28 protein-coding genes are annotated in these 18,296 nt (G+C 52.9%); 19 read left to right on the top strand and 9 right to left on the bottom strand.

Annotated elements, in window-relative coordinates; translation table 11 throughout:
- Positions 1-19 precede the first annotated feature (19 nt).
- The 3 genes from mshC to M3668_RS06760 all read right to left on the bottom strand — a co-directional run bounded on the left by mshC (position 20) and on the right by M3668_RS06760 (position 2,642).
- Entirely contained in the window at positions 20-1,312 is a 1,293-nt protein-coding gene (gene mshC / locus M3668_RS06770) for a cysteine--1-D-myo-inosityl 2-amino-2-deoxy-alpha-D-glucopyranoside ligase (protein WP_251380062.1), read from the bottom strand.
- A 90-nt stretch (positions 1,313-1,402) separates the two neighbouring features.
- Entirely contained in the window at positions 1,403-2,233 is an 831-nt protein-coding gene (locus M3668_RS06765) for an undecaprenyl-diphosphate phosphatase (RefSeq protein ID WP_251380061.1), read from the bottom strand.
- A 124-nt stretch (positions 2,234-2,357) separates the two neighbouring features.
- On the bottom strand, positions 2,358-2,642 hold the full coding sequence (locus M3668_RS06760; RefSeq protein ID WP_251380060.1) for a hypothetical protein: 285 nt from the start codon (positions 2,640-2,642) through the stop codon (positions 2,358-2,360).
- A gap of 55 nt (positions 2,643-2,697) precedes the next feature.
- Between M3668_RS06760 and M3668_RS06755 the strand changes: the two genes are divergently transcribed.
- Complete coding sequence (locus M3668_RS06755; protein WP_425570015.1) at positions 2,698-2,940, top strand: DUF5703 family protein; 243 nt, start codon at positions 2,698-2,700, stop codon at positions 2,938-2,940.
- Between the two features lie 104 nt (positions 2,941-3,044).
- Here the strand turns inward: M3668_RS06755 and M3668_RS06750 are convergent, their stop codons facing one another.
- Positions 3,045-4,007 (bottom strand): L-lactate dehydrogenase, encoded by a 963-nt coding sequence (locus M3668_RS06750; RefSeq protein WP_251380059.1) that lies wholly within the window; start codon positions 4,005-4,007, stop codon positions 3,045-3,047.
- 329 nt (positions 4,008-4,336) lie between these two features.
- Here M3668_RS06750 and M3668_RS06745 point away from each other — a divergent pair, with 329 nt between their 5' ends.
- The 4 genes from M3668_RS06745 (at position 4,337) to M3668_RS06730 (ending at position 9,243) form a co-directional block, all read left to right on the top strand.
- Entirely contained in the window at positions 4,337-6,334 is a 1,998-nt protein-coding gene (locus M3668_RS06745; RefSeq protein ID WP_251380167.1) for an MDR family MFS transporter, read from the top strand.
- Between the two features lie 848 nt (positions 6,335-7,182).
- Positions 7,183-7,485: a helix-turn-helix domain-containing protein gene (locus tag M3668_RS06740; RefSeq protein WP_251380058.1), complete on the top strand. Its 303-nt coding sequence runs from the start codon at positions 7,183-7,185 to the stop codon at positions 7,483-7,485.
- Positions 7,486-7,595: 110 nt separating this feature from the next.
- Entirely contained in the window at positions 7,596-8,366 is a 771-nt protein-coding gene (locus tag M3668_RS06735; RefSeq protein ID WP_251380057.1) for a hypothetical protein, read from the top strand.
- Between the two features lie 16 nt (positions 8,367-8,382).
- Positions 8,383-9,243, top strand: coding sequence for a DUF3037 domain-containing protein (locus tag M3668_RS06730; protein ID WP_251380056.1), 861 nt, complete (start codon positions 8,383-8,385; stop codon positions 9,241-9,243).
- Between the two features lie 73 nt (positions 9,244-9,316).
- On the opposite strand, the gene M3668_RS06725 is transcribed toward M3668_RS06730, so the two are convergent.
- From M3668_RS06725 to M3668_RS06710, 4 genes are all read right to left on the bottom strand, one after another.
- Positions 9,317-9,781, bottom strand: a complete 465-nt coding sequence (locus M3668_RS06725) for a hypothetical protein (RefSeq protein WP_251380055.1) — start codon at positions 9,779-9,781, stop codon at positions 9,317-9,319.
- Positions 9,782-9,895: 114 nt separating this feature from the next.
- The gene (locus tag M3668_RS06720; RefSeq protein ID WP_251380054.1) at positions 9,896-10,843 is read right to left on the bottom strand and encodes an FtsB/FtsL family cell division protein; all 948 of its coding nucleotides are present in this window, start codon (positions 10,841-10,843) and stop codon (positions 9,896-9,898) included.
- A gap of 125 nt (positions 10,844-10,968) precedes the next feature.
- The gene (locus M3668_RS06715) at positions 10,969-11,406 is read right to left on the bottom strand and encodes an ImmA/IrrE family metallo-endopeptidase (protein WP_251380053.1); all 438 of its coding nucleotides are present in this window, start codon (positions 11,404-11,406) and stop codon (positions 10,969-10,971) included.
- 59 nt (positions 11,407-11,465) lie between these two features.
- On the bottom strand, positions 11,466-11,813 hold the full coding sequence (locus M3668_RS06710) for a helix-turn-helix domain-containing protein (protein ID WP_285835764.1): 348 nt from the start codon (positions 11,811-11,813) through the stop codon (positions 11,466-11,468).
- Positions 11,814-11,904: 91 nt separating this feature from the next.
- Between M3668_RS06710 and M3668_RS06705 the strand changes: the two genes are divergently transcribed.
- Together M3668_RS06705 and M3668_RS06700 are read left to right on the top strand one after the other, a co-directional pair.
- Complete coding sequence (locus M3668_RS06705) at positions 11,905-12,138, top strand: helix-turn-helix domain-containing protein (protein WP_251380051.1); 234 nt, start codon at positions 11,905-11,907, stop codon at positions 12,136-12,138.
- A 184-nt stretch (positions 12,139-12,322) separates the two neighbouring features.
- Positions 12,323-12,526, top strand: a complete 204-nt coding sequence (locus M3668_RS06700; RefSeq protein WP_251380050.1) for a hypothetical protein — start codon at positions 12,323-12,325, stop codon at positions 12,524-12,526.
- On the opposite strand, the gene M3668_RS06695 is transcribed toward M3668_RS06700, so the two are convergent.
- Positions 12,523-12,915 carry a hypothetical protein gene (locus tag M3668_RS06695; RefSeq protein ID WP_251380049.1) on the bottom strand — a complete coding sequence of 131 codons (393 nt, stop codon included), beginning with the start codon at positions 12,913-12,915 and terminating at the stop codon, positions 12,523-12,525. The genes M3668_RS06700 and M3668_RS06695 overlap by 4 nt on opposite strands.
- A gap of 94 nt (positions 12,916-13,009) precedes the next feature.
- On the opposite strand from M3668_RS06695, the gene M3668_RS06690 reads away from it, so the two are divergent.
- The 12 genes from M3668_RS06690 to M3668_RS06635 all read left to right on the top strand — a co-directional run bounded on the left by M3668_RS06690 (position 13,010) and on the right by M3668_RS06635 (position 18,286).
- The gene (locus M3668_RS06690) at positions 13,010-13,321 is read left to right on the top strand and encodes a hypothetical protein (RefSeq protein WP_251380048.1); all 312 of its coding nucleotides are present in this window, start codon (positions 13,010-13,012) and stop codon (positions 13,319-13,321) included.
- A complete protein-coding gene (locus tag M3668_RS06685; protein WP_251380047.1) occupies positions 13,318-13,728 on the top strand; it encodes a hypothetical protein in 411 nt (136 codons plus the stop codon). Before M3668_RS06690 ends, M3668_RS06685 begins: the two co-directional genes overlap by 4 nt.
- Positions 13,725-13,913: a hypothetical protein gene (locus M3668_RS06680; RefSeq protein WP_251380046.1), complete on the top strand. Its 189-nt coding sequence runs from the start codon at positions 13,725-13,727 to the stop codon at positions 13,911-13,913. The genes M3668_RS06685 and M3668_RS06680 overlap by 4 nt, the downstream gene beginning before the upstream one ends.
- Complete coding sequence (locus tag M3668_RS06675) at positions 13,906-14,232, top strand: hypothetical protein (RefSeq protein WP_251380045.1); 327 nt, start codon at positions 13,906-13,908, stop codon at positions 14,230-14,232. Before M3668_RS06680 ends, M3668_RS06675 begins: the two co-directional genes overlap by 8 nt.
- A gap of 8 nt (positions 14,233-14,240) precedes the next feature.
- Positions 14,241-14,390 carry a hypothetical protein gene (locus tag M3668_RS06670; RefSeq protein WP_251380044.1) on the top strand — a complete coding sequence of 50 codons (150 nt, stop codon included), beginning with the start codon at positions 14,241-14,243 and terminating at the stop codon, positions 14,388-14,390.
- The gene (locus tag M3668_RS06665; RefSeq protein WP_251380043.1) at positions 14,387-14,695 is read left to right on the top strand and encodes a hypothetical protein; all 309 of its coding nucleotides are present in this window, start codon (positions 14,387-14,389) and stop codon (positions 14,693-14,695) included. The genes M3668_RS06670 and M3668_RS06665 overlap by 4 nt, the downstream gene beginning before the upstream one ends.
- Positions 14,696-14,747: 52 nt before the next feature.
- Entirely contained in the window at positions 14,748-16,190 is a 1,443-nt protein-coding gene (locus M3668_RS06660) for a ParB/RepB/Spo0J family partition protein (RefSeq protein ID WP_251380042.1), read from the top strand.
- Positions 16,190-16,882: a hypothetical protein gene (locus M3668_RS06655; protein ID WP_251380041.1), complete on the top strand. Its 693-nt coding sequence runs from the start codon at positions 16,190-16,192 to the stop codon at positions 16,880-16,882. Before M3668_RS06660 ends, M3668_RS06655 begins: the two co-directional genes overlap by 1 nt.
- A 162-nt stretch (positions 16,883-17,044) precedes the next feature.
- Entirely contained in the window at positions 17,045-17,311 is a 267-nt protein-coding gene (locus M3668_RS06650; protein ID WP_251380040.1) for a hypothetical protein, read from the top strand.
- Positions 17,308-17,613, top strand: coding sequence for a hypothetical protein (locus M3668_RS06645; RefSeq protein WP_251380039.1), 306 nt, complete (start codon positions 17,308-17,310; stop codon positions 17,611-17,613). Before M3668_RS06650 ends, M3668_RS06645 begins: the two co-directional genes overlap by 4 nt.
- Positions 17,610-18,005 (top strand): DUF4326 domain-containing protein, encoded by a 396-nt coding sequence (locus M3668_RS06640; protein WP_251380038.1) that lies wholly within the window; start codon positions 17,610-17,612, stop codon positions 18,003-18,005. Before M3668_RS06645 ends, M3668_RS06640 begins: the two co-directional genes overlap by 4 nt.
- Positions 18,002-18,286: a hypothetical protein gene (locus M3668_RS06635; protein ID WP_251380037.1), complete on the top strand. Its 285-nt coding sequence runs from the start codon at positions 18,002-18,004 to the stop codon at positions 18,284-18,286. The genes M3668_RS06640 and M3668_RS06635 overlap by 4 nt, the downstream gene beginning before the upstream one ends.
- Positions 18,287-18,296 lie beyond the last annotated feature (10 nt).

Below are 18,296 nucleotides of genomic sequence, written 5' to 3'. Positions count from 1 at the left end.
ATCTCTTCTTGAGTTAAACCTATATAGCTAGACCAAGCCGAGCCATCAGCAGATTACCAACCAGCTCGCTACCGCCACCACCGTGCTCTAGCACAGAAAAGGCCCACTGATCGATAGCGATCAAGGCAGCAGGGACGTTGAGGTCATCGGCAAGAAGTTCTCGCACCGATGCCAAAAGCTTAAGAGCTGCTTCATCTTCCTGTGTGTCAGCGTGTTCCAGAGCTGCAACATAGGTGTCAAAGCGTCCCTGCGCTTTCTCTAGTAAATCTTCGGTCCAGAACCAGTCGGTGCGATAGTGGTTATCCATAATGGCAAGCCGTAGGACAGCTGGATCGATTCCCTCTTGCAGAAGTTTAGAGACTAACACCAGGTTACCTAGTGACTTGCTCATCTTCTCGCCGTCTAAGCCCACCATGCCAGTATGGGCATAATGCCGTGCCATGGGACGCCCGGTCAGAGCGAAACCGTGGCTGGACCCTAAATCGTGGTGAGGGAACTGGAGGTCAGAACCTCCGCCTTGCACAGAGAAGGGCGAGCCTAAAAACTCCTGGGAGATGACGGTACATTCGATATGCCAGCCAGGACGCCCAGCACCCAGCTCTCCCCCTTCCCAGGAGGGCTCACCGTCACGCGCTACCCGCCACAGAAGCGGATCTAAGGCATCTTTCTTTCCGGGGCGCTGAGGGTCACCACCGCGCTCCCCAAAAACCGTGAGCATCTCTTCATGACTCATATGCGCAACATGGCCGAGAGTCCAGCCCGAGCCCAGTCTCTCATTGAGCTGCGCTGCTGCCTCCAAATCAAAATAAATATCGCCATCAGGGTGCACCGTGCCATCCTCAGCGGTAAAACCCGGGACTCGGTAGGCATAGCCCTGTTGCATCAGCTTTTCAACAGCGTCTACCACCAGCGCAATTGAATCGACAACGCTAACATAATGGTCAGGAGCAATGATATTGAGCGCTTCCATATCAGTGCGGAAAAGTTCAGTCTGCTCTTCAGCTAGCTCCGCCCAGTCAACACCCGTCGCTGCAGCGCGCTCAAGCAGAGGGTCATCAATATCAGTCACATTCTGCACAAACTTTACGGGTATCCCAGCATCGCGCCAGGCCCTATTGAGCACGTCAAAAGCAACATAAGTTGAAGCATGACCCATATGAGTTGCATCGTACGGTGTAATACCGCAGACATAAAGCCCCGCCTGCTGCTCACGCTCAAGTTCCACCTGCTGTTGGGCAGCTGTATCAAAAATGTGAGGTAGAGGGGCTGCCCCCGGCAATGATGGAATAGTGGGCTGATTCCAGGCTCTCATGGACTTCCTAACGATGATTCTCTATAAAACAGTTATATAAAACAATACCCGCCCGGTAATCATTCCGAGCGGGTGAAAAGGTGAGCGAGATTAAGCGGCGAGGACGCCAGTGCCCAGCAGGATGTAAAGCGCTAGACCGAGCGCAATACGGTACCAGACAAAGAGGCTGTAGCTGTTGTTAGAAACGAATTTCAAGAACCAACCAATGATGAAGTAGGCAACAACGAAACCAACTGCCGTTGCAAGCATGGTCGAACCAAAACCGTAATAGCCGGTGAAGCCATCTCCAATACTGCCAACCAGCTTGTAGAGGCCAGAGGCAAAGACTGCCGGGATAGCCAACAGGAAGGAATAGCGCGCTGCAGCTTCACGGGTGTAGCCCATTAATAAGCCAGCGGTGATGGTGCCGCCTGAGCGGGAGACACCTGGAATCAGCGCCAGAGCCTGCGCGAAACCAAAAAGAATACCGTGCTTAACGGTGAGTTCTTTTAGCTCTCGCTGCTCTTTGCCAATACGGTCTGCAACACCAAGAATGATCGCAAAGACAATCAGCATAGTGGCAGTGATCCATAGGCTACGGAAGGAAGTGTCTATGTAGTCTTCTAGCAGGACTCCGAGGATACCGATGGGTAAAGAACCAATAATAATGAACCAGCCCATACGAGCATCTGGATCCTTCTTATCGACCTTACCGGTCAGTGAGCCAAACCAGTTCTTGATAATGCGCATGATGTCTTTCCAAAAAAACACCAGTACCGCAGTTTCAGTACCTAGCTGGGTAATCGCAGTAAAAGCAGCACCAGGATCTTCGTTGTGCGGCAGGAACTGCCCCACGATTCTGATGTGCCCCGATGAAGAGATCGGCAAAAATTCTGTTAGACCCTGGACTAGACCCAGGATTATCGCTTGTAACCATTCCACGTTTGAAAACTCTACGGGAGAAAAAAGGAAAGCACAGCACCCAAAAGGGTGCTGTGCCGGGAATAACAGAAGAACCAGACCCTCAAACAGCCCACAGAGCTAGATGAGAGGTCAGTTAACAGGTCTAGTTTTCTGCGTCCTGAGCCTCGAAGTCTTGGTCGTCTTCATCCTCGAAGTCGTAGTCAAACTCTTCTTCCTCATCATCATCCTCAATGAATACCTCAAGAGGAGTTACCTCTTCAAAGGTTTCAAATAGGGCCTCTTCATACCGTTCGAAGGCGTTAGCGATAGCAACATATGCATTTTCAATAGTGGCATCCTGCTCACCTCGGCTGTTTGTGATGGCGGCAAGGTGCTCTTCGAGAGCGGACGTCAGAAGTGCCAGTTCGGCGCGAGGATCATTACTCATACAATAGACGTTATCGTGAAAAGTCTATTCCGCGAAATATCCCGGGAGGTTAATTTTGAGGGAACACACCATTGGCTATGCAGAAGAGCAGGTTGCTGGCTCCCAGCAACGCTTTGAGTACATGATCGTAACGGTCGAGTCTCACGAAAATCTCAAGGACGCACGGGCAAGGTTACTGGAGCACTCTGAATACGGTCGGTGGGAATTAGCACGGTCCGTTATTCTTTACGGCGGCCGCCGAAAGTACTGGTTACGGCGGCGGGTAATGAAGCTGCAGAAGACAGTTCATTTTGTCTAGATTCTTACAGCTTCTTTTGCGTTAGCTCAGAGTTTCCGCGTACAAAAAAGGTGGAGGTGTAGCTAGCTACACCTCCACCTCTATCGCCAGAAATCTCTGTTGTCTTAGAAACCCAGCGTCTTGAGTGAGTTATTAATTGCCTCAGCTGATGCACGCAGGCGCCCTACTTCGGCTTCGTCCATGGGGACATCAAGGACGCGCTTGACGCCTTCTCTCGAGACGACTGAAGGTAGTGAGAGAGCTGCTTCGCCTTCGATGCCGTAGCGTCCCCTAATCTGGGTGGCGACATTGAGCACAGCATCTTCACCCTTGAGGACAGCCTCTGCGATTCGGGTAGCTGAGATACCGATGGCGTAGTTGGTTGAGCCCTTGCCTTCAATCACCTTGTAGGCCGCTCGCATCGCTTGCTCAGCAAGTTCTTCCTTGACCTCATCGGTAAATACTTTTTCGCCGGCTTCGTTGGTCCAATCATTGAGAGGAACCATGCCGATGTTAGCTGCTGACCACACCGGGAATTCTGAGTCACCGTGTTCGCCGACAACATTGGCGTGAACTGATTTGATGGAAACACCGGCCTTTTTAGCTATGAGCCAGCGCAGGCGTGATGAATCAAGGACGGTACCTGATGCGAAGCAACGCTCAGTGGGCAGACCAGTGATGTTTTGGGCAACTACTGCAAGCACATCGCAGGGGTTGGTAACAATCATAAGAATGGCATTTGGGGCCACTTCCATAACCTGGGGAAGCATAGCCTTGAAAATATTGACGTTGGCTTCTGCTAGTTCCAAACGCGGTTGACCAGGCTTCTGGCGAGCACCAGCAGTGACGATAATCAGATCAGCGTCACGAAGAATCTCAACGTCACCGCTACCGGCAACCTGAGCTTCATGAGCGAACATAGTGCCGTGGGCAATGTCCAGCCCTTCAGCTTCAGCGCGATCACCGGCGATATCGTAAATGACGATTTCGTCTGCCGCACCGCGCAAGGTTGCTGCGTACGCTGTAGCTGATCCAACACCACCAGCGCCGATTACGCCGAGCTTGGTGTGCTTCTTATCGAGAGCCATGATGGTCCTTTCAAGGGGACTTTAGTAGTCGAATTATTGTGTTCGGTACTTCTCCAGTATGCCACTAAAAAATGATGGTTTCCGTTGTTTTACCTGTGGTTAACTTTGGGTTTTCCCTACCATAACCAAATAAAGCCCACAAAAACAAATATGTACATCCTGACCCTTTGTTGAAGGTCACACTGCGTCCATCGTGACCAACAACAAACCACCAACGTGAATTTTTCTGCAGAACTGCAAATAGTATTGGTAGGTCCCTCAAAAAACTCAACACTCCTATCTCAAAGGTTCTCGTGACTGCTACCTCTATACCACTCACTGCCCCATTGATGACCCGACGGCAAATTATGTTGGTCATTGCGGGCCTGATGGCAGGCATGTTCCTGTCTTCACTCGATCAGACGATTGTTTCAACTGCGATTCGCACCATTGGCGATGATTTGCACGGCCTTGAACAACAGGCCTGGGTCACTACTGCTTATATGATTACATCGACGATCACCACTCCCATCTACGGAAAGCTATCGGATCTCTTCGGCAGAAGACCTCTGTATATTTTTGGCATCGCTGTCTTTATTGTGGGATCGTTTCTCTCGGCTTTCTCAAGTTCCATGGCTATGCTGGCTGCCTTTAGAGCATTTCAGGGTATCGGCGCTGGAGCCCTGATGTCACTCCCTATGGCAATTATGGGCGATATGCTAGCCCCTCGTGAACGCGCAAAATATCAGGGCTATTTTCTAGCAATCTTTGGTGTTTCTTCTGTGCTGGGCCCGCTGACCGGCGGCCTCTTTGCAGGAGCTTCAGAAATCCTGTGGGTCACCGGCTGGCGCTGGGTCTTTCTGATCAACGTACCGATTGGCTTCATCGCTCTGGCAATGGTGTGGAAATTCTTGCATCTCCCCCACCGAGCAGCACCCTCTACTAAGCCTCGGGTGGACTGGTGGGGTTCAACCGCCATCATCATCGCCCTCCTACCTCTTCTTCTGGTAGCAGAGCAGGGGCGCGAGTGGGGCTGGAGCTCCGCTATCTCCGTTACCTGCTTTGCGATCTCGGCGGTCGGCCTTGCTGCTTTTATTACCATCGAGTCAAAGATGGGGCCGGACGCCATCTTGCCGCTGAACCTATTCAGAGCAGGGGCATTCAGCATGTCCTCCATCCTCGGTTTCCTGGTTGGTTTTGGCATGTTCGGTGCCATGATGACCATTCCTCTCTATCTACAGATTGTCGTTGGTCTAACCCCCACTGAATCAGGCTTCGCCACCTTGCCCATGACACTCGGAATCATGATTGCTTCGATAGTTTCTGGGCAAATAGTGGCACGCACCGGCCAGTACCGTATCTTCCCCATTGTAGGTACCGCCCTCATGGCAAGCGCCTACTTCTATCTGACCTTCCTCACGGCTGACCGCCCCTTCTGGTTCCTCATCGTAGGCATGTTCATCATGGGTCTGGGGCTCGGTCAGCTGATGCAGTCCATCACTCTTGCCGCCCAGAATTCGGTCTCCCCTGCCTATATGGGCGTCGCATCATCAGGTGCTACCTTCTTCCGACAGATGGGTGGCACCATGGGCACCGCAGTGCTTTTGTCCATTCTTTTCACCGCTATGCCGGCAAATATCACTTCAGCGATGTCCAATGAGCATGATCTCAAGAACGGCCTGGACGCAGCCCTCACCCCCTCTGTAGCTCAAGCTTCAGAGAATCAGGGGGTTATGCAGCAAATATGGCGTCCCATAGTTGACCCCCTACAGACTGAAGTTCAAGAGCAACTAGATCAGGTCACCCAGCAGGCTCTCACTGCTGCAACCGATGCTGTAGGTCAGCAGGTTTTTGCTGCCGCTCAAGCACAGGTAGATGCAGGTGCGATCCCTGCTGAGTCACTGCAGACTTTCGTTGACGACCAGGTTGCACAAGCTACCCCGTCTGCAGAAGAGCAAGCTTTAACCACTGCCGCTGAGCAGGCTCACGCTACGATTAGAGACGGGTCGCTTGCCGTCGACTGGTCAGATGAAGAGCAACGAACTTATTGGGTTGATCTGCTGGCGCCCAAGATTGCTGAGTCTATCAATGAGCAGTCTAGCGAGGAGGGCGAGCAAAACGACTCAGCATCCACGTCAGATACCTCATATCTCAACGGTGCCGACAGCCGCCTTACACGCCCCTTTATGGTGGGCTTTACGCAATCGGCGCTGTCTGTTTACTGGGTGGGCCTGATTGCTACCCTACTGGCCTTTGTGTTGGCGCTCTTCTTCAAGACCCCACCACTACGTAACGCCTCCGGCCTTCAAGAATCTGCGGACGCCGCGCGTCGCGGTAAATCGGAGTAAATAGCTAGAGCGACTACACGGAGGTAGTAGAAATATTGAGGAGGGTTCCCCACAGTTGGGTAGCCCTCCTCAAGCTTTTAGGGTGAGATATAAAAAAATCCCCGGTTCTTATGAACCGGGGATGATCTCTGTGCGCGAGGGGGGACTTGAAAACCCCAATCACTGTAATAATTGGTTAATAATCCTTGATTTACCGCGATAAAGGCGAATGAAACAGATTCTAATTCATTGGAGATGTTGACAGCGTCAACAGGCAATTGTTCTATTGATGAGCTAGGTGAAGCACTGTTCTGGTTGACGGTGTCACTGCACTATCTGGGAATGAAGAAACCCCCACCGCTACCTTGAGATTCAGGGTATCAGGTGAGGGCTAGTTGACGGAGGGTTAGTTGGTTAGCCTGCTACGCAGGAAGAGGCTAGGGCTTGCGCTACGCGGGGGCTTTGTAATCCCATCCTCCAAAAGAAACCCGAGGTTTTGAGCACCAGAGCCTCCTGGTGATACGACAACTAGACCCCTTATTTCTTCCGTATGAAAGATCAAGGCAGTCTTATCGTATGCATCAAACGCTGGGAGCTACCCAGTGAATGATTCCTTTGTATGCCAATCCCGGTAATGGCCCTATCTCAAATGACCCAGCTCCAGCGGGTCTATCCAGGCGGTTGCTTGTGTTCACCTGGCAGTTGCAAGCTGCCGTGGTCAGGATTCAAGAACCGTAAAGTAAGAATGACTTCCTGGAAACATTGCATAAGTAACGTTTCAAGGTTCACGATACATTACATAAGGAACATAAGCAATGTAAAACCACTAAAACATAGAACATATGTAACAACCCAGGTAAACTAAAACCATGCCACTCCCCACCTGGACACTCCAAGACCGCATCCGAAAAGCCCGCGAACACGCAGGGCTCAAACAAGACGAACTAGCACAAAAGCTAGACACCACCCGCCAAACCCTCGGACGTTGGGAAAACGGCAGCCACACCCCCACCGAAAAAAACCTCCAAGCGCTCGCTGAAGCTACTGGAGTACCTATCGAATGGTTCTATGCAGACTCAGAGGACCCCAGCGCCTCCCCTAGCGCCCTGCATGGCAAGCTCACGGTCGAGTGGACCCCTGACGGCATCCAGGTAGCTCCAGCGGGTAAATAAGCCCACAGGCAGGTAAAGCAGAAGCCTCGGCAACCGTGTTGGTCGCCGAGGCTTCTCTGTGTTTAATCATAGAGTTAAGAAAATATTGTCACCTAAAACCCCGAATGCCCATGAACGATTCATTAGCCCCCGTCCTGCAAATGCGCCGCCCAGACCAGGCGACCATCCACTTCGTGAAAGAGGTCGCCAACACTGGTGAGCATCCGCTTCTTGCAACCACAACGGATGGAAGAGATTTTTGGTGCAAGAAATATGACCATGATGCTCAAGGCATTACAGTAATTAATGAAATTGTAGCCAGCGAAATTGGGAAAATAATCGGGGCGCCAGTCCGAGACTGGGCTGTCATATATGTTCCTTCAGACTTCACTGGTAGGGTTCTGGGTTCAAACCAATTCTTTTCCAGCTTGCCGATGTTCGGGTCTCTCCACATTCCCAACAACTCACCCAACGATCAAATCATCTGGGCTGACAGAGACGGTAACTACAGTCGTATACCACTGCTTATTGCACTGTGGCACCTCTGCAACGCAGATGACACCCAGCTGATTTATGACCTTGAAGCTGACGCCAAGATTTATTCTCTTGATCACGGTTATTGGTTTGGCTCATGGGAGGGTGCCCGTGATTTTAGTGAGGGAATGACGCTCTACGAACCTCTTCCAGCTTTAAGAGGTCGAATCCCAGTCGACGATTGGGAGCAAGCTAAATCTAGCCTGACAGCGCTTACTGGGTCTACTGTGAGGTACATTCCCTCTATGATTCCATCAGAGTGGGATTTTCAGGAGTCGGAAATCATGCAGATGGTTGACTACGCGGTTAGCCGCGTGCCTTACACTATTGAGATACTTGAATCCTATAAACAAAGATATAGTCTCTAGAAAGGAGGGATTTCTGGTGCTTTATAACTATTGGATAGTTCGCTATGTACCTGATTCGTTACGTCCAGATACAGCTGGTATCGGTGTCATCGTGGTAGGTAAAGAACACGGCGACCACGCTTACCGTTTTGTAAATTCAGTATCCGAAATTCCTCAGCTAGGCGGCAACCCCCAGTATGCTCTGCAGGCCTTAGATGCTCTGGAAGACGAAATCGCTCTTTTTGCTTCTGAGGACGCGCTCTCCCTGGGAACTCACAGGGATTTTCGCCAGGTAGTAGAGCGCGCCCGTCGACAGAATTACGGTGTAATGCGAATTGATGCGCCCGGGCAAATTGTTGATGAGTCGGCACAGGTAGCTGCTGATGCCCTCTACCAGAGGTTGATTCACCGTGAAAGTTCCACAAGACCTCACCTGGTGAGTAGGCTTCGCGAACAGGCACGCAGCTACTATACAAGTAGCACTTATGCTCGATTGAAAGAGCATACTTTGATTAGGCCAACCCTTTCTGTTCATAATGCAGTTGAGCGTCTTGATTTGGCGGTTGCCACGGATGAGATTCTGGAAATTAACAGTACATTTTCCTTCCAGAGCAGGGCTGATAGCAATCTAGAAAATCGTGTTCAGGCGTGGACATTTTCGATGTCCAAGCTTCGTAAAACTGGTGGTCATCTCAGCAAGGGCGCTACTACATTAGATGTATCTCCTCATGTTCCGATTACTGTTTTAGTTGATGAACCACGGACTGATAAACAACGCCAAATGTACAATAGGGTTACTGCGGACTGGGTTGATTACAACATAGAGATAGTCAAACCAGATTGGCTTGAAGCCCATGCTGGCCAGCTTGAACAGCAGCTTGCTTTTATCGCTGTGTAAACAAATAAGCCCCGGCACCTCATCAGTGCCGGGGCTTTTCTGTTGTCTCGCGAGCTACCAGGAAGGTTGGGTGTTAGTCCTGCTTTTCCAGGCGAACCACAGTGGTGGTGCCCATCATGCCGACCTCGTATGAGAGTTCACCGTTATCGATGGTGAATTCCTTAGTTTCGTCGGTGGAAGCCATCATCGCCGTGCTCATCTGGTCGACATCGCCTTCGGATGTGATGGTTTGCTTGCCACCTTCTGTGGGCGCTGGGAAGGTTCCGACCCAGTAGAGGGACTTGGTATCGCCGTTGTTAGATACCCAGTTGACGGTGATGGTGTCACCTTCGATGGTAGCTTCTTGGTAGGAGTCTTCAGATTCGGAGTTGGTCTGCTTCCAGGTTCCATCAAGTGAAGGGGCTTCCTCTACGGCCGGGGCGGATGAGGTTTCGGCTTGGGCGGCCGGTGAACCAGTATTGCTGTCTTCTGAGGCGCCGCATGCGGTCAGTCCTAGCATGAGGGCGGCTGCAGCGGTGAGGGCGAGTGTTTTCTTCACGGTATTCTCCATGCTCGTTGTGTGCGGGGTTACTTAAGTCTAGAACCTTGTGGGCTAATTGGTGAGCAATACGCACAAAATAGCCCCGACACTTATTCAAGTGTCGGCTTTTCGCTATCTACCCATCATCAAACGCCGCTCTTTGGCCAGTTCCCGTGCTTGCGCTTCCTCTTCCCTTGTTTCAGCCATGATCTTTCCGAAGCCATTCAGCCATGCTTCGGTACCTTGATCTATAGCTGTATTGGTTGCATAGGCACTGGTCAAGGCTTTTGCGATGCGCCTAATTTGAGGCAACGTATCTCGCATCTCAAATCGGTCAGGCAAGCCAACAAGGCCCTTGTTGCTCAATGCCCCTTTAGCAGCGCTCGCTGTGAGTGTGAGCTGGGCATTGGCGTAGACGTCGATCCCCATGGCGTGCATGGCGTCCAGGAAGGGAACGTAGGACACCGAGAAGGACGGGGTTAGCCCACCCAGCAACATCCCATCAGCATAGACGAATACAAGTTTGGTGAACGATGCCTCTGATTCGTTGGAGGTTCGTGCAGCTACGAGCTTCACTTGCATTGTCTTGGTGACGCTTTCCCCGTTGGCAGGCTGGCTTAGCAGTTGGGTATAAGAGTCGACTGTTTCCTTTTTGCCCACTGAGATTGCGGCCTCGTGCGCATCGCCAAACAGGCGGAGCCTACGGTCGACCGGCCAGAACTCACCGATTTGTGAAAGTGCTTCGCTGAGGTCGATCGCTGCAGCACTGATTGGGGCCGGGATGAAGGTACCCAAATCATGCGCTTCACGCCACCGCTCATGACCCTCAATCCAGGTCTTATTAGCTTCAGCGAACGTCTGGGCTCTAGCTTCGTCAAGGATCCGTGCAGCTTCTTCATTAGCAAGGTCAGCTACGGTTGGAATCGGCCTGCTCTGAAGGTCCGCTATTTCTCTTTTGAGTGCAGCATTTTCGTTCGCCAAACCGGCTATTTCCTGGGCCATAGCGTTGATGCGCGAGCTATCAGATCCGTTGCTGAAAGCCGCTAGGATTTGCTCAGCGGTAAAGGGAGTGGAGGTCATGGTTAAAAGATACGGGTATACACAGCTCCAAGCTGGCTTTATGACACGAAAAACCCCGGCACTTCATCAGCGCCGGGGCTTTGTTTCGTTCCATGAAGGGTCTTCAGCGCTCGCCAGTTATCCACTTAGGAGGACATGATGAAGCCAGGCTGATGGTTCTGCTGAGCCATAGACCCATATCTCACCGGCAACGGGTGGGCAGCCAGATAAGCACCTAGAATCCACCCAGTAACCTCCAGAGCAGCCGCCCACTCCCCCACATCCTCATACGCGCTCGCCGTGCTGAGCAGGGCTTCGCGGTCGATGAGGCGTTCTGCTGCGATACGGTCGCACCTGGCCTCACGTTTGGCTGACCATGCGCCGTCGCTGGTCGGCTCGTCCTCGTATTCGGCGTGCACGATCTCATGGGCTAGGGCGCAGCGCTCTACGCGGGCTGATAGGCCGGCACGCAGGATGATAGCGCGGCTCCTATGGATGTAAAGCCCTAGAAGCCCCGTGCCTGGGTTGCCGTAATGCACGGTGAGCCCTAGGTGATCTGCGTGCTGGTATGGGTCATAGGCCATGCGGGGGCTCACCGCCTTCAGGGAGGTAGAAGAAAATATTTAGATGGGCTTAGAAGAGTTTAGAAGTAGTCTTCATCGTTAATGTCCGCGCCGACACCAGGGTCATGCTTAGCCGCAAGCCCGAAGGACGACTGGCGCGAGTTCTGTTCTGCAGCAAGAGCTCGCTCAGCTCGCCGCAGCACCTCTGAAGGATCATCATTCAACGCGTTACATGCCATGTCTAAGTGAGAAACAGATAGAGATGATTCGTTCTTGAAAATCATCTTTGAGACTCTACTTTGACTTATGCCTAATGCCTCAGCAAGCTGCTGCTGCGTCATACCCCGTCGCCCCATAAGGGCACGAAGTTCTTCATTTACTAGCTCACTGAAACGCGTTGCCGGCGCCGAGGTTCTACTTACTCCCATGCAACAAAGTATGACATAAAAAAGTTTTTTAGAAAACACATTGCAGAATTATTCTACCTAGAATAATATTGAGGAAAGAAGGGAGGGCATCATGTCCAACACAGCAGAATCGGTAGCTAAGAGCGTAGACCTCTTAGCCCGATACTCAGGCATCACCAACAAAGAGCTTGCAGACATGCTGAACGTCAGCGAGTCGCGAATGAGCCTCCTTATGAATGGCAAAGCGGCATTCTCAATCGAACAGCTCTTTACGCTTGCAGACTACTTCGAAGTCACCCCCAGCCAACTACGAGATGGGTTCCAGCTCGTCCCTATGGCTGCCTAATTTTTTAAACCCGATATTCTACCTAGAATATTTGCGCTCGCTGATTGCGGGTGGCCCCACAACTTCTAGCCAACGGCTACACGCTCATTCACAACCGCATAGAGACAGCAAACAAAAAAGAAAGCCCCTCCCCCGCACGCCGCGGGCAGAAGGGGCAACCAAACAACAACCGAAAGGAAAAACAATGATTACAGACAACATCCGGCGCAGAGACAAAGACACCTGCCACTGGTGCAAGGAACCAGTCAACTTCGAGAACCGTCACGGAGGTAAAGCAGGATGCTTCGATTTCATCGACAACGGCAAAAGAACACGGGCAACCGAAGAAAACACAGTTGTCTCATGCAGGCACTGCGAGCAGGAGCGCCGTGAGCCGGTCGCAGCTTAGTCAGTACCCCAGAACCGGTCATATTGAGTGGCGTGCTCAGCAGGACCCGCAAAGGGAATCCAAATCCCATGCCTCCAGGTATCAAACGAAATCGAACCCTTAGACCTGAATTCTTGGTTTGAGTCAAGCCTGAGCATCTCTGCATAATCCCGTCTCAGCGGTGCCGTTTCATGCCAATAAGGCCGGTACTCAAAGCGGTACTCATCGTCCTTGCTCAATAAGTAAGTTCGGCCACGATACCAAGTGTCCATGACGTTAACCTGCAACGTTTCATCCTCAGAAAGCTGTTCATAGAAGTTATGGACAGTTGCAATGACTTCCATCGGTGCTTCTAAAACTATTTCTTCACTCTGGTCAGGATTTACCAACACCAGTGATCCTTGCGCCATCACATTCCTCAATTCTTTAGACGACAAAACCAGTCTCTCATTAACTGGCAAAGCGCATAAGACTCACCAATTTACTCAAGAAAGGAGCCCAGCAATGGAACTCGAACCTAAGCTCTTCAACCCCGAAGCGGCCTCCGCCATTCTGGGTGGAATTATCAAGCCCACCGGCCTCACCGATCTAGCCAAAAAGGGTCTAATCCCCCACCACGGCATGAAAACGGTCTTTGGCAAGAGAATTCCGCTGGGCTTCAGCCAGGCTGACCTGGATTTCATCATGGAGCAGCTTGCCACACCTGCAGAGCCGGCTAAGCATCCCATGGTGGAGCTGGCAGAGCGAGCAGAAGCACCTGAACCCTTTAGGACTACCGCCCGCTCACGGGCACTTCACGGAAGGAAGGCGGCATGAGCCACGGCGTAAAAACCCCACAGCCTCTCACCCAGCAGGTCTGGGAAGCAGTACCTCGCATCAAGCGTGACGGCCATTTCGTCACTGCTAGCCAGTGCCAGACCGAGGGGTACAGCCTCTACCGGGCTAATACCTTGATGCTGATGGAACTCACCGGCCTGGGCTACGAAGAAGCCAAAGAGCTACCCAGAAGCCACCCAGGCAAGCCGGTCAGCGAGGTTATGGCAGACCACTATAACCCAGAAGCTTTCCAGGATTTGACGGCTTCATTTGCCGCGGTGGGCAAGGTTTACGGAGAAGCTTTCAGCGGCCTGGTCAAAGCGTTTGAGGCTTTCGCCGAAGGGTTCGCCCAGATGCGGGATGCAGCAGATAAAAGCTCTCAGGACGATTTCGCGGTGACCGCATGAAACGCGCTTATGTCACCGAATACGCCTGCCAATACTGCGACTGGCACATCTCACGCCTAGCGACCAGCCAGCTCGCTCTGATGGCCGATGAAGAAGCCCTGGAGCTGGTAGCAGCTGAGCACCTGGCTAAGGTGCACCCCAACTCACTCAAAACCCCTGAACCCCAAGGAGAAGCCGATGGCTAAGCCACCCCGTATCGCCCACGCCATCGTGGGCATCGTAGAGACCCGCGACGGCACTAACCGGCGTATCGCTAACAAGAAGGTGAGCTGGCGCGAGTACACCTCAAAACGGGCCACACAAGAAGCAATGCGCAAGGAAGTGGACTATGCCATTTCACGCGTGCTGGCCACCGTTACTCCCATCGAGATTGATTGGTCCACGCAGCAAGTTTTTGCCCCCATCGCCGGCTCAACCGTGCAGGTAGCGTCCTTCATCATTGATCCCTACCAGAAGGAAGAGGTGGAAGAGGAATGGGAAGCACCCGTACTCGAAGCGGCCTAGCCGTGGCCATGACACTTCTCGGTCTGGTTCTCCTCATTGAGGTAAGGCTAGCAGGGCGCATATTCAACGGCCAACACCTCGCCGGCATCGGCCTTGCGGTCTATGGCGGTCTATGGCTCAAAGACCTGCTCTCAGCTAAAGCTGAGGTGACCTCATGACTATTGGCTACTTCCGCCCCGCACGCATCACCGAGGTGAGGTTCTGGGCAAATGAGCCTATGCGCTCTGACCACCGCTTCAAGGGCCTACTGGCAGAGGCTAGGAGCCAGCGCGGTATTAGCGCCCAGCACCTTGCTGGTGAGCTAGCAGAGATTGCCGCCAGTAAGAGAGCTGAAAACGGTGACGTGGACCGGGTGATTCGCTCTTACCGCCGTGAGCACAACCTCACCAGCGAGCAAATCCGCTCCGAACGCCGTACCCGCCCATTCCTTGGCCGGCACCGCGGCGACCTGGCAGGGCAATAAAACCGCCCCGCCCCCCTATTCATAAAAACCAATACCCATGAAAGACAACACCATGGCACCCCAGACAACTTTCAAGCAGCTGGAGCTTTCACAGCTCCGCGCTAATAAGAGCAACATCCGCACCGAGCTAACAGATATCGAAGAGCTCGCTGACTCTATCAAAGCCCAGGGGCTCCTACAGCCCTTGCTGGTGACACCTCACCCCGAGGTTGAGGGTGATTACCTGGTGATTGGTGGCCACCGCCGCCTAGCCGCCTCTACCGCTGCAGGGTTGCTCACGGTGCCCTGCATGGTCGCTGAGGGCTTTGAGAGTCTGCCTGAGCAGATTGAGGCGATGCTCTCTGAAAACACGCACCGCTCTAACCTCACGGTGGTTGAAGAGGCTGATGCTTACCAGCAGCTTCTGGACTTTCCCGGCTACACGGTTGAGAAAATCGCTAAGAAGACCGGCCGTTCACCTTCCACCGTGCGCCGCCGGGTTGCTCTGCTGGCCGCAGGTGAGCAGGTGCTTGATGCGGTCAAGGAGCAGAAGATTGACCTGTTCCAGGCTGAGGAAATCGCTAAATACGCCGGTGAAGACGATTTAGTGAAGGATCTTACCGCCGCTGCTGAGAGCGGTCAGGATTGGAAGTGGGATAGCGCCAAGTCACGTGCTGAGAAAACCTTGCAGTGGCGTCAGGAATACCCCAAGGTTTACGAGCATTTGACCAAGCTTGGCTATGACTTCATTGATGAGGAAGAAGCAGATAGCAACGCTTTCAAGGACGTCCGTCCGATTGACCTACCAGGTCTTTCTTGGAAGCCCTCGGAGCTATTGAAGGTAACTAGCCGCATTATCCCCGCTGACATCCTTGCGGAACATGGTAAGGATGGTCTGCGCCCTAGCCTCAATCACCGCACGCAGTCCGTGCAGTGGTGCGTGCCGGCACCTAAAAAAGAGAAGGTTTCAGCACCTGAACCCACAGCCGAAGAACTCGCAGAAAAGGCAGCACGCGAGAGGGCTGAGACAGCTCTGCGTATCGACCGCGCTGCGGCTCAGAAGTACCTTGAAGGACTGATTCAGTCCCCTACCAAGATCAAGGGGACAGTGCATAAGGCTTTGGCTTTTTTCCTAGCTAACTCTCTCACCGAAACAACTGAGTATGCCCGTCTTCTGGGTGCAGAGCTGAATGATTCAGACCTGAGCTTTGTAGAGCGCCGTGAAGCTTATTTCGATGTATTCCTCGCCTTTACTACCGACCAGCTAGCAACCGCCATGGCTCTTGAAGTAATCGGTTCTAGCACCGGTTTCAAGCGCCTATTCCAGCTCGACGAGCTTAGCCCCACCGCCTGGGATTTCAAGCTGAAGCAGTCAAAGCTCGGGCTTCTCTCGGAGGTTTACGGACTGGAAGAGAGCACTGGCTTACGTCTGGCGCGTGAGTATTGGGAGCCTGCTTTACCTGACACCGGTGACGCACATGCTCCTGCTCAGGTTGAGGATGAGGTGAATTTCTAATGGCCGGTTATGTGTATCGGGCTACTGCCTACCAAAATCAGACCATTGATCCCAGCAGGCAGCTAAATCAGCTTCGCGCTCAACTCTTGCGGGCCCAGCGCCGCCTTGAGGAAGAGCAGGCCGCTCATGAAAAGACCAAGGCTTGCAAGGCCACTTTGCGCGCTGAGCTGACCGAGGCGCGTAAGGCTAAAGCATCTGCTGAGGCTCCTGCTGCTCAGCTCACCGAACTAACCGCTGAGCGTGACGCACTGTTAGAAGAGCGTGACTCGCTGGTGGACGCTAATCAAAGCCTGAAAACCCTTCACCAGGTGCAAGAGCGCACGATCAATGAGCTTCGCGCCAAGCTGGTGCAGGTAGAAAACCCCAGCGCGGTCAAGGCTCTGACCGAGGAACGAAAAGCACTCACTAAAGCCCGTGAATCACTCACTAAGGCACGTGAAGCCCTGATTGAGGAACGTGACCAGCTCAGGGTACAGCTTGCGCAAGCACGCAAAGAGCTAAAGCGCGCTAGGGAGCAGCGTGAAGAAGCCCGCAGCCAAGCAGCCGATACGGAAGCCGGGCTAATAGCCACCATTACCGATGACGGGGTGAGCATGCACGGGCACCTGGCTGAAGGCTCCACCTACGAGCAACGCGCCGCCGTGCTGAACCGGGCAGTGAACCTACTGGTCTTCACCCCAACACCCAAATGAGTGCCCCGTTGCTGGCCGCTCTGGCTGACGGGTTCGCTGTGGTGCTGGTCTTGGCCCTCCTAACGACTGTGGCCGCCGGCTCCACCGCTTACATAATCAGCCCCGCCGCCCCTTTCCCCCAGCCGGTTACCCACTGGCTCCAACGATTTTTAGGAATACCGAATGAAAACCAAGAAAACGAACCCAAGGCCCCGCCCCGAGCGTCCTCTGCTCGTATACAGGACGGACCAATTTATCTGGATTGCACACTGTCGGCGCTGCTCGTTCATCAGGCTCTACTACTCGCACCCCTTAGCCATGAAAGCGGCTCTAAGCCACTACAGCATATGGCGCTGCGGCAAAAACCATAGCACCGCGGCGCTGCATACCAGCCCCGACACCAAAGAAGCCGCGCTCGCCGCAGCAGAACATGAAAAGGATAACCAATGACCCGCCGTATTCAACCACCATCCCACCCCACCACCGGGCACCCATACGTGGACAACGCCCTGCGAAACGCATGGCGAGAATACCGTGACCATTTACAGCGGTGCGACCCGTGCCAGCGTTATATCGAAACCCACTATGCCCCCGGTGAGTTCCCCGAAAATATCTTCTTTGACACCCCTGATTTTATCGAGGAGCAGCGCATACCCCGGAAACTCAAGAAGGACTTCGCCAATAACATACTTTCCGCAGCGTTCATCTATTTCGAGCCTGACTACTACACACCAAAGAGAGTGCTGCTATGACACCAGTAAGAGTGCAGCGGAAGCGAGCCAAGGGCTGGCGCATGCCCGATAACACCGTTTACGTGGGACGCGGCAGCAAGTGGGGAAACCCCTACGTTGTTGGTGCGATGTGCTGGGTTTTCAAGCCCTGCTCGGACTTTGCTGAACCTTTCACCGTATCTCTTTACACGGATACGGAATATATCGCTGACAGGCAATGCGCTGTTGATTACTTCACCCAACTTTTCACTGTTTCTGGTGATGATTTTTTGGGTGCAATGCCGAAATATCCCGCTGATAAAAAAACTATCCGAGACGCTCTGGCTGGCAAGAATCTTGCCTGCTGGTGCCCACTAGACCAACCCTGCCACGCTGATGTGCTACTAGAAATAGCGAATGGAGAAACGAAATGACTACGGAAGCTGCTATGACCACCGACCCAAAAATCTACACCGCCGCAGAAGTCGCAAGCGTAGGTATTAGCGAAGAAAAAGTTGACTATGCTCTCGCAACGGTGACGCGAGAAGCGTATAAAGCGGCGGAACGTGGTGGAAGACGAGTTATCCATCATAACGATAACCTGAATATCTTAAATGAGATTGATAGGCGTCTGAGGGAATTAGGGTACACCACCAAGATTTTCGAAAGAGCAATTGACGGCCCCTACGTCATTGTCCGGTGGGACACCGACTAAACCCCTACGA

Origin of the sequence: Rothia sp. P100 (genome assembly GCF_023712425.1) — a bacterium.
Taxonomy (GTDB): Bacteria; Actinomycetota; Actinomycetes; order Actinomycetales; family Micrococcaceae; genus Rothia; species Rothia endophytica.
The sequence above is the reverse complement of the archived record's forward strand: the minus strand, read 5'-3'. Positions and strand labels throughout refer to the sequence as shown.

Excerpts from the sequence above, each read along its gene's own strand:
- mshC (WP_251380062.1), bottom strand. The coding sequence starts at position 1,312 with ATGAGAGCCTGGAATCAGCCCACTATTCCATCATTGCCGGGGGCAGCC.
- M3668_RS06760 (WP_251380060.1), bottom strand. The coding sequence starts at position 2,642 with ATGAGTAATGATCCTCGCGCCGAACTGGCACTTCTGACGTCCGCTCTC.
- M3668_RS06750 (WP_251380059.1), bottom strand. The coding sequence starts at position 4,007 with ATGGCTCTCGATAAGAAGCACACCAAGCTCGGCGTAATCGGCGCTGGT.
- M3668_RS06745 (WP_251380167.1), top strand. The coding sequence starts at position 4,337 with ATGACCCGACGGCAAATTATGTTGGTCATTGCGGGCCTGATGGCAGGC.
- M3668_RS06740 (WP_251380058.1), top strand. The coding sequence starts at position 7,183 with ATGCCACTCCCCACCTGGACACTCCAAGACCGCATCCGAAAAGCCCGC.
- M3668_RS06735 (WP_251380057.1), top strand. The coding sequence starts at position 7,596 with ATGAACGATTCATTAGCCCCCGTCCTGCAAATGCGCCGCCCAGACCAG.
- M3668_RS06720 (WP_251380054.1), bottom strand. The coding sequence starts at position 10,843 with ATGACCTCCACTCCCTTTACCGCTGAGCAAATCCTAGCGGCTTTCAGC.
- M3668_RS06715 (WP_251380053.1), bottom strand. The coding sequence starts at position 11,406 with ATGGCCTATGACCCATACCAGCACGCAGATCACCTAGGGCTCACCGTG.
- M3668_RS06710 (WP_285835764.1), bottom strand. The coding sequence starts at position 11,813 with ATGGGAGTAAGTAGAACCTCGGCGCCGGCAACGCGTTTCAGTGAGCTA.
- M3668_RS06705 (WP_251380051.1), top strand. The coding sequence starts at position 11,905 with ATGTCCAACACAGCAGAATCGGTAGCTAAGAGCGTAGACCTCTTAGCC.
- M3668_RS06700 (WP_251380050.1), top strand. The coding sequence starts at position 12,323 with ATGATTACAGACAACATCCGGCGCAGAGACAAAGACACCTGCCACTGG.
- M3668_RS06695 (WP_251380049.1), bottom strand. The coding sequence starts at position 12,915 with ATGGCGCAAGGATCACTGGTGTTGGTAAATCCTGACCAGAGTGAAGAA.
- M3668_RS06690 (WP_251380048.1), top strand. The coding sequence starts at position 13,010 with ATGGAACTCGAACCTAAGCTCTTCAACCCCGAAGCGGCCTCCGCCATT.
- M3668_RS06685 (WP_251380047.1), top strand. The coding sequence starts at position 13,318 with ATGAGCCACGGCGTAAAAACCCCACAGCCTCTCACCCAGCAGGTCTGG.
- M3668_RS06680 (WP_251380046.1), top strand. The coding sequence starts at position 13,725 with ATGAAACGCGCTTATGTCACCGAATACGCCTGCCAATACTGCGACTGG.
- M3668_RS06675 (WP_251380045.1), top strand. The coding sequence starts at position 13,906 with ATGGCTAAGCCACCCCGTATCGCCCACGCCATCGTGGGCATCGTAGAG.
- M3668_RS06670 (WP_251380044.1), top strand. The coding sequence starts at position 14,241 with ATGACACTTCTCGGTCTGGTTCTCCTCATTGAGGTAAGGCTAGCAGGG.
- M3668_RS06665 (WP_251380043.1), top strand. The coding sequence starts at position 14,387 with ATGACTATTGGCTACTTCCGCCCCGCACGCATCACCGAGGTGAGGTTC.
- M3668_RS06660 (WP_251380042.1), top strand. The coding sequence starts at position 14,748 with ATGGCACCCCAGACAACTTTCAAGCAGCTGGAGCTTTCACAGCTCCGC.
- M3668_RS06655 (WP_251380041.1), top strand. The coding sequence starts at position 16,190 with ATGGCCGGTTATGTGTATCGGGCTACTGCCTACCAAAATCAGACCATT.
- M3668_RS06650 (WP_251380040.1), top strand. The coding sequence starts at position 17,045 with ATGAAAACCAAGAAAACGAACCCAAGGCCCCGCCCCGAGCGTCCTCTG.
- M3668_RS06645 (WP_251380039.1), top strand. The coding sequence starts at position 17,308 with ATGACCCGCCGTATTCAACCACCATCCCACCCCACCACCGGGCACCCA.
- M3668_RS06640 (WP_251380038.1), top strand. The coding sequence starts at position 17,610 with ATGACACCAGTAAGAGTGCAGCGGAAGCGAGCCAAGGGCTGGCGCATG.
- M3668_RS06635 (WP_251380037.1), top strand. The coding sequence starts at position 18,002 with ATGACTACGGAAGCTGCTATGACCACCGACCCAAAAATCTACACCGCC.